General features: G+C 56.9%; 6 protein-coding genes. 5 read left to right on the top strand and 1 reads right to left on the bottom strand.

Annotated elements, in window-relative coordinates:
• Nucleotides 1-300: 300 nt before the first annotated feature.
• From ACZ3HG_RS06920 to ompC, 5 genes are all read left to right on the top strand, one after another.
• Nucleotides 301-501 (top strand): hypothetical protein, encoded by a 201-nt coding sequence (locus ACZ3HG_RS06920; RefSeq protein WP_465332436.1) that lies wholly within the window; start codon nucleotides 301-303, stop codon nucleotides 499-501.
• 68 nt (nucleotides 502-569) lie between these two features.
• Entirely contained in the window at nucleotides 570-1,919 is a 1,350-nt protein-coding gene (locus ACZ3HG_RS06915; protein ID WP_191932985.1) for a TolC family outer membrane protein, read from the top strand.
• Nucleotides 1,920-1,957: 38 nt separating this feature from the next.
• Nucleotides 1,958-4,114, top strand: coding sequence for a type I secretion system permease/ATPase (locus tag ACZ3HG_RS06910; protein ID WP_191932984.1), 2,157 nt, complete (start codon nucleotides 1,958-1,960; stop codon nucleotides 4,112-4,114).
• Nucleotides 4,111-5,280, top strand: coding sequence for a beta-barrel domain-containing protein (locus ACZ3HG_RS06905; RefSeq protein WP_191932983.1), 1,170 nt, complete (start codon nucleotides 4,111-4,113; stop codon nucleotides 5,278-5,280). Before ACZ3HG_RS06910 ends, ACZ3HG_RS06905 begins: the two co-directional genes overlap by 4 nt.
• A gap of 582 nt (nucleotides 5,281-5,862) precedes the next feature.
• Nucleotides 5,863-6,969, top strand: a complete 1,107-nt coding sequence (ompC, locus tag ACZ3HG_RS06900) for a porin OmpC (protein ID WP_191932982.1) — start codon at nucleotides 5,863-5,865, stop codon at nucleotides 6,967-6,969.
• A gap of 98 nt (nucleotides 6,970-7,067) precedes the next feature.
• Here ompC and ACZ3HG_RS06895 read toward each other — a convergent pair whose 3' ends face one another.
• Nucleotides 7,068-7,217 (bottom strand): hypothetical protein, encoded by a 150-nt coding sequence (locus ACZ3HG_RS06895; protein ID WP_191932981.1) that lies wholly within the window; start codon nucleotides 7,215-7,217, stop codon nucleotides 7,068-7,070.
• Nucleotides 7,218-7,659: the final 442 nt, after the last annotated feature.

The raw sequence follows: 7,659 nt of genomic DNA, 5'->3' as shown, positions 1-7,659 counted from the left end.
GCCCGGGCGGGTCGCATTCCCGCTCAGGGTGTCTAAAGTTAAGAAGAAGTGATAGATTGTTAACGAGACAATCCAGCAGCGGCTTCGGCCGCTGTTATTCGTTGTGTGATTGAAAAACTAAAAGAAAAGCAGTTTTCATCCTTTTTCCTTGTTATGGATTACATTGTGATCCGTTGTACACCGGGTAACGCCTGGCGCTATTTTTGTGGCGCTGGCTAATGTTTTGCGTGGAAAAACGGCGTTCAGCCGGTCATTCCCCGCAGGCGTTGACTGATTGACCGGTGCACAAGGGGATACACCATGACTCAGCGTTATCTGGCCCATTATTGCGGCCTGAACACCATCGTTGCTGGCGTCTGCCGGCAGCGCAACCGCCGCGTGTGCGCGCGTGGCGATGCCTTATTCCCCACAGATTTTCCGTCTCTTGCCTGCCTGATCCCTGAAAAAAGTCCGCATCATGACGGACTTGCCCGGCTACATCTATTGAAAAAAAACGCGTAATGGTGGGGCAGAAGAGGCGTGGCAGAGCCCGCCTCTGGCCCGGAATGTCAGGATCACAGGTGTGCAAAATGAAAAACAGGGTAATTGTGCTGTGCTTGACGACCTGCCTGTTTACCCCCGCCCTGCAGGCGGCGAAACAGGAGCCGGTGGCCGAATTTAACTGGCGTGCTGCGCCCACGGAAGAGCAGATTGCCAGCCTGACGCTGCGGGATGCCATTCTGCGTGCGTTTGCCCGCAATCCGAAAATTTCTGAAGCCGCAGCCCAGATCCGCGTAGGGGAAGCCGATCTCGATGCTGCAAAAAGTGCATGGTATCCGCAGGTCTCTCTGGTGGCGAGCGGGGGGCGATCGCAGCAGACCGACTCCGCAGGCAGCCTGAATAACAGCGGCTCCGGCGGGATCACTCTCAGCCAGCTGCTGTATGACTTTGGCCGCACCGGCGGGGCTATCGACGAGCAGCATAAGCTGTCCGATGCCTATCGCTTCGCGCTGTATGACACCATGACCGTCGTGGCCCAGGATACCCTTCAGGCCTATCTGGCGGTGAAGCGCTACCAGGCGCTGGTGGATGCCGCCCGGCTGAACATCGCCTCGTTACAGCGGGTCAGGGACATGGCCAGACTGCGGGCCGATGCCGGATTAAGTTCGCAGTCTGACGTGCTGCAGGCGCAGACCCGTATCGCCGGCATGAATGCCAGCATGGAACAGTATCGTGCGCAGGCGCGTTCGGCGCGGGCGCAGCTGACGGTGCTGACGGGCGTGGTGTCCGAAAACCTGCCCGAGCTACCGCAGGCGCTGCTTAACCAGCAGGTGACGCTGGATAAGATCGCCTATGAAAAGAGTGCCGCAGTGCGCAGTGCGCAGGCCAGACAGGAGGCCGCGCTGGAGCGGGTACGCCAGGCCCAGTCGAACCACTGGCCGACCATCAAAGTGCAGGCGGGGCGCACCCGCTATGAGAACGAAAGCCGTTCTTACTGGGACGACGAACTGCAATTACAGGTGGAAGCACCGCTCTATCAGGGCGGGCTGGTCAATGCCAGAACCCGTGCCGCCGAGGGCGACCGTGCCGCGGCAGAAGCCGCCATCCAGCAGTCAAAACTGCAAATTAATCAGAATGCCTCCACCGCCTATGCCGACATGATCGGTGCGCAGCAGCGCAAAGAGGCCGGGGAGGAGCAGCTACGCAGCGCCGACCATACGCGGGATGTGTACGCTGATGAATATAAACTGAATAAGCGCAGCCTCAATGATCTGCTCAGTGTCGAACAGGATGTTTTCCAGGCCGACAGCAGCCGTCTGACGGCGCTGTACGACGGCTGGGATGCCACGGTTCGCTACGCCGCAGCCGTGGATAATCTGCTGGATATTTTAGGCGTGGATCGGGAAGCAAACAGCGGGCAGACGCTGCCCTCCCTGTGATGACGCTGTGCGAATGACAACCCGATAAGGCTGTTTTTATGACGAAGAAAACCGCAACCACGGAAAACTGGATCGATGCGATGCTGCGCGTGGCGGCCCGTTTTGGTAAACCGGCCGATGGCAAGACCCTGCGCCAGCAGATGCGCTGGTTCGAGCATCTTACCCCGCCGCAGCAGCTGGAGCGCCTGGCAGGGCTGCTCGGTCTGCATCTCACCATGTCCCCGCGTGACAAAATACGCTGGCGACAGGAGGTGACACCCGTGGTGCTGATTATGGACAGCGGCAGCGTGGTGGTGATTGAAAGCATTGATGGGGAGGGCAATGCCCGCTACTGGCTGAGCGACGGTGGCGATGTCGTGCGTGAAAGCGAACTGGCGTCGCTGCTGGAGCAGAGCCAGCCGGAGGTCGGCATTATCGGCGTCGCCGCACGCGGGCGCGATGCGCGCATCGATGAGTTTGTTCAGCCCTACAAGAAACACTGGTTCTGGCAAAATTTTAAAGGCATGGGGCACAAGATCGGTGAGATCTCGCTGGCGTCAATTGTCGGTAACGTGCTGGCGCTGGCGGGCATCCTGTTCTCGATGCAGATTTATGACCGGGTGATCCCGGCGCAGTCAGAAGCCACGCTTTGGGTACTGTTCGGCGGCGTGCTGATTGCCGCGGTGGTGGAATATCTGATCCGCCTGATGCGTACCCAGGTGTCGGATATGATGGGAAAACGCATCGATCTGAAAGTCTCCTCCATGCTGTTTGCACGGGCGATGAATATCCGCAATGAGGCACGGCCAAAATCAACGGGGTCGTTTATCTCCCAGCTGCGTGAAATCGATCAGGTACGTGAGCTGCTGACCTCCACCACCGTCGGGGCAGCGGCCGACATGCCGTTTGTTATCCTGTTCCTGTTTATTATGGCGTTTATTGGCGGGCCGCTGGTGATCGTGCCGCTGCTGGCGATCCCGCTGATCGTCATCCCCGGCCTGCTGATCCAGATCCCGATGGCGAAGCTGGCGAAAGAGGGGCTGCGCGAAGGGGCGCTGCGTAACGCTATTCTGGTGGAAACCATTGAAGGCATTGAAGATATCAAATCACTGCAGGCCGAACCCTATTTCCAGCGTCAGTGGGAACAGACCCATGAAGTGAGTGCAGCGATTGGGATGAAGCAGCGCCTGTGGGGCGCGCGTCTGACCGGCTGGGCCTCCAGTGTTCAGCAACTGACCTATGCCAGTATGCTGGTCTTCGGGGTCTATCTGGTGCTTGACGGGCAGATCACCACCGGGACGCTGGTCGCCAGCAGTATGCTCTCTTCGCGCACCATAGCCCCACTGATGCAGCTGACCATGGTGTTCTCGCGCTGGCAGCACGCCAAGAGCGCGATGACCGGGCTGGATGAACTGCTGAAGAAACCGCTCGACCAGCCGGAAGAGGGCGACATGGCCCACTGCCCGACGCTGACCGGGCATTATGACCTGCGCGGCGTGCAGTACAGTTACGACGAGGAAAATGTCAAAAACGTTATTGCTATTAATCAGCTGCAAATAAAACCGGGCGAACGCATTGCGATACTCGGCCGGGTCGGGGCCGGAAAATCCACGCTGCTGAAACTGCTGGCCGGGCAGGCGCTGGCCTCCCAGGGGAAAGTGATTGTCGACGGCGTTGATCTGCGGCGCATCGACCCGGTGGATCTGCGTCGCCAGCTTGGCTGGCTGTCGCAGGACTCCCGTCTGTTCTTTGGCACGCTGCGTCAGAACCTGATGCTGGGGAATCCCCATGCCAGCGAGCAGGATATGCTGAATGCGCTGCGCATCAGCGGGGCGCTGAGCCTGGTGCAGCAGGATGCTGCCAGCCTGGACCGCATCATTAATGAGGGCGGGCGCGGCCTGTCCGGCGGACAGCGACAGATGGTGATGCTCAGCCGTATGATCCTGCGCCAGCCGCAGGTGGTGCTGATGGACGAGCCGACCGCCTCGATGGATGAGCAGCTGGAAGAGCACGTGATCCGCCAGATGCAGGGCTGGCTGAGCGGCCGGACTCTGGTACTGGTTACGCACCGTCCTGCGCTGCTAAAAATGGTCGACCGCATTATCGTTATGGATAACGGCAGAGTGATTGCCGACGGCCCGAAAGATGACATTCTGAAACGTGCTGCCACCCAGACCGCACAGGCGTCGGCCAGTCCTAAAGGAGATGCAGCATGAGCCTTGTTCTGATGGATCGCAGCATGAAACAGAATGAACGGCGTACCTCAGCCATCATCTGGGTCTGTACTGCTGCGCTGGTGCTGTTCTGCGTCTGGGCGCATTTCGCCATTCTGGATGAGGTGACGGTCGGAACGGGCAAAGTCACGCCGCTCAGCCGCGCACAGGTGATAGAAAGCCTGGACGGCGGCATCGTCGACGAACTCAACGTGCATGAAGGCAATATTGTAGAAAAGGGGCAGATACTGGCAAAACTGGATCCAACCCGCTTCCAGTCCAACTTTGGTGAAGCAGCGGCACGGGCCCGCACGCTGCGGGCATCGGCAGAGCGACTGCGGGCTGAACTGACCGGCGCTTCGCTGAAATTCAGTGCGGAAACCCTGAAAGAACCTGACCTCGTGGCGCGTGAAACCCAGCTGTTCCAGTCCCGCCGACGTAACCTGCAGGAGACCGTCAGCAATCTGGAGCAGTCGAAGAAACTGGTACAGGATGAGCTGCGGATGACGCAGCCGCTGGTGGCTAAAGGGGCGGCAGGGGAGGTGGAAGTGATCCGCCTGCGCCGTCAGGTGGCCGAGCTGCAGGGGAAAATTGATGAAGCGCGCAACGACTATGCCGTCCGGGCGCGCGAAGAGCAGGTCAAAAACAATGCGGATCTGGATGCGCAGCTTCAGGTAATGACCGGGAAAGAGGATCAGCTGACCCGCGCCACGATTTACTCGCCGGTGCGGGGAATAGTGAAGGATATTCAGGTCACCACCGTCGGTGGCGTGCTGCAGCCGGGGGGTAAGCTGATGGAGATTGTCCCTCTGGAGGATCAGCTGCTGATTGAAACGCGCATTAACCCGCGTGATATTGCCTACATTCGTCCGGGGCTGGCGGCCACCGTCAAGGTCACCGCCTACGACTCGTCGATTTACGGCGATCTGCGGGGAGAGGTGGAAACCGTCTCCCCCGATACCCTGCAGGACGAGGTGAAACGGGACCAGTACTATTACCGTGTCTACGTGCGCACCGACAGGGCGGAGCTGACCAATAAGGCCGGGCGTAAGTTTCCGATCGTACCGGGCATGGTGGCCAACGTGGAAATCAAAACCGGTCAGAAGTCTGTGATGGATTACCTGATCAAACCGCTGAATAAGGTAAAAGAGTCGATGCGCGAACGGTAATCCCGTTGCCGGAGAGGGCGTGATGTCGCACCGGGCTGCCGGGACGGTATGCCCGCAGAGCAGGTTCAAAGGGGCGCAATCACGCGGATAATATTCCGGGGGCAGAGAGGACTATTCTGCTGGGCCCACGCAGGTCTGGGTACCTGAAATTTCCAAAAAAAGAGCAAAAAAATGCCAGGCACAAGGCCTGGCAACAATAATATTAGATGGTACAGCTCATTCGGGGTGAATGAAGATAATAATTCAATAAATGATGATAGCGGGATAATAATAGCTGTTAGTAACAGGAAATTTTTATCATTCAGTGCCTAATATTACAGATTGCTGTAATGCGATGAATAACAAGAATTATCTTATTTCTTGTCTTTAGGTGCGCTATTTTTTATCTGTTTGTGCTGTTGAAAAGTTCCCCGATATTTACATTTTGAGATATGTTTGAATCTCAATGAAACATTTTCGGAAGTTTAGTATCATTTTCTTGATGGATATTTACCCTACTCGCCTTAAGATGACACGAAGTGCTTAAAATGATTGATCGGCACGCAGTGGCAAAATAAATCTTATAATCGAGAGGGTATTAAAATGAAACTTCGCGTTCTTTCCCTGATGGTTCCAGCACTGCTGGTTGCCGGTACAGCAGGCGCAGCAGAAATCTACAATAAAGACGGTAACAAGCTGGATCTTTTCGGTAAAGTTGACGGTCTGCACTACTTCTCTGACGACGCCGGTTCAGACGGTGACCAGTCTTATGTCCGCTTTGGCTTCAAAGGCGAAACGCAGATTTCCGATCAGCTGACCGGTTACGGCCAGTGGGAATACCAGGCCGCGCTGAACAACGCCGAAAGCCAGGGAACCGCTGACAGCTACACCCGCGTGGGCTTCGCCGGTCTGAAATTCGGTGATGCCGGCTCTCTCGATTATGGTCGTAACTACGGCGTGCTGTATGACATCGGCGCATGGACCGACGTCCTGCCTGAGTTCGGTGGGGATACCTACGGTGCGGATAACTTTATGTTCCAGCGTGCCACGGGCGTCGCGACCTACCGTAACAATAACTTCTTTGGTCTGGTGGACGGTCTTAACTTCGCCATCCAGTATCAGGGTAAGAACGACAGCAACGCCGAAGTGGCCGGCAATCGCAGCGCGACTGCGCAGAACGGCGACGGCTACGGCCTGTCAGCGACTTATGAGATCGTTCCCGGTTTAAGCGCCGGTGCCGCTATGTTCTCTTCTGACCGTACGGATACCCAGAACAGCAACGCGCTGCTGGGCAACGGCGATAAAGCCGATGCTTACTCTGGCGGCCTGAAATACGATGCAAACAACGTCTACCTGGCGGCTATGTATACCCGTTCGTATAACGCCACCCGCTTCGGCAGCACCGACAACCCTGCGGCCTACGGCTTTGCGGATAAAGCCGATAACTGGGAGCTGGTTGCCCAGTATCAGTTCGACTTCGGCCTGCGTCCGTCTCTGGCCTACGTGACCTCGCGCGCGACCGACATTCAGAACTGGGGTACCCAGAACCTGAAACAGTACGTTGACGTGGGCGCGACCTACTTCTTCAACAAAAACATGTCGACCTATGTTGATTACCAGATCAACCTGCTGGACGACAACAACTTCACCCAGGCGGCCGGTATTAATACCGACAACGTGGTGGGGTTAGGCCTCGTTTACCAGTTCTGATCCCGAACGGGGTAACACCAGGGCTGACCGCAACCGCCGGTCAGCCCCTGAGGCAGAGGCCGATCGTCTGAAGCGATCGGCCTTTTTTATTGGCCGGTTCAGGCGATGGCGTCCGGCTTCTTCCTGCTGTTCTCTTCTTTTATCGGCAGACAACTGCCTTCCAGCCCGATGCCACCCAGCGTAAACAGTGAAAAGCGCAGCAGGCGACGCCTGACCTGGTTCTCTTTGATCGCGTGTTTATTGCGCATTCATTCTTCCCCACAGTGAACAGTGATCTTCACGTTGCAGAAAACGTGCCAGGTCATTTCATTGCGGTTGTCTGGCGGTTCAGGGGGAAAAGAGCAGGATAAGGGGGGCTGACGGGGGCAGGCTGCACCATAAAAGTGCCGGTGATCTCACCCCGGTAGGGCCGGGGGAGGTCACAGAAGCCTTAACGATGGCGTGGACGATGAAGCTGCCGGGTATGGGTGTGCTTGTAATGCTTAAAGCCTGCAAAGATAATCACAGCAATGGAAACCATGAGAAGCGCGTAATAGATCATTATGGCTCTCCTTTATAATAGTGAATGATGGGCACCGGGATGCCCTGTACAGCACCTATCCTGGTGACGTACGACGCTAAGATCAAGGTGTCGAATCTGAGTTTTCTCTGCGGCAAAGCCCGGTTCGGACCAGTTTTTAATCAAGATTA

It is taken from the genome of Erwinia sp. PME.40.26/001, assembly GCF_055556675.1.
Note: the sequence above shows the minus strand (reverse complement) of the source record. Positions and strands in the feature narration are given on the sequence as shown.